General features: G+C 66.9%; 1 protein-coding gene. It reads right to left on the reverse strand.

Translation table 11 applies throughout. The annotated features are described in order from the left end of the window. A partial coding sequence (locus CP49_RS28265; RefSeq protein WP_197423263.1) for a chemotaxis protein CheA occupies nt 1-1,137 on the reverse strand: 1,137 nt, incomplete at both ends.

Below are 1,137 nucleotides of genomic sequence, written 5' to 3' on the forward strand. Positions count from 1 at the left end.
GTGCATCAGCGGCAACAGCTTGTTGCGCAGCCGCAAGACCGCGGTGTCCTTGATGCGCTCGATGCGGTGTTCGGAGTTGGCGCGCGCCCGCACCAGTTCGACCACCGAGAGCTGCGGGATCGCAAAGCGGTCGCCGGCGGCTTCCACGATCAGGGCCGAGACGATCGCGAGCGTCAGCGGGATCTTGATGGTGACGGACGACCCCTCGCCGGCGATCGACTTGATGTCGATGGTGCCGCCGATCTGGTCGATATTGGTGCGCACCACGTCCATGCCGACGCCGCGGCCGGAGACCGAGGTGACGGTCGCCGCGGTGGAGAAGCCCGGGGCGAAGATGAACTTGTGGATCTGGGCCTCGGTCATCTTCTCCAGCTCGGCCTCGGTGACGAGACCGTTCTGCAGCGCCTTGGCCTTGATCCGCTCGGTGTTGAGGCCGCGGCCATTGTCGGCGATGCAGATGATGATGTGGCCGCCCTCGTGATAGGCGGACAGCCGGATGGTGCCCTGCTCGCCCTTGCCGGCGGCGAGCCGCTCGGCCGGCGTCTCCAGGCCATGGTCGGCGGAGTTGCGCACCATGTGGGTCAGGGGATCCTTGATCAAATCGAGCACCTGGCGGTCGAGCTCGGTGTCGGCGCCGTGCATTTCCAATTCGATCTGCTTGCCGAGTTCGCCGGAGAGGTCGCGGACGATCCGCGGCAGCTTCTGCCAGGCGTTGCCGATCGGCTGCATCCGCGTCTTCATGACGCCTTCCTGCAGCTCGGCGGTGACGTTGGAGAGCCGCTGCAGCGGCACCTTGAACTCGGTGTCCTCGTTGCGCCGGGAGATCTCCAGGAGCTGGTTGCGGGTCAACACCAGCTCGGAGACCATGGTCATCAGGTGTTCGAGGGTGTCGACGTTGACGCGGATCGACTGGTTGGCGATCTTGTCGGCTTCCTGGACGTCGGCATCGGCCGCCACAGCGCGCTTGGCGGGTCTGGCCTTGACGTCCTTGGCTGCTTCCTTGGCTTCCGGCTCGGCTGGCTTGACGGCGGGCTTGGGCGCGGCGGGCGCGGCTTCGGTCGCGGTCTCGCGGAAGGCGCGCTCGAGGTCGTCGAGCGACACCTCGCCGGGACGGAGCGGGCGTTCCAGCACTTGCTC

The organism is Bradyrhizobium valentinum, assembly GCF_001440405.1.
GTDB lineage: Bacteria > Pseudomonadota > Alphaproteobacteria > Rhizobiales > Xanthobacteraceae > Bradyrhizobium > Bradyrhizobium valentinum.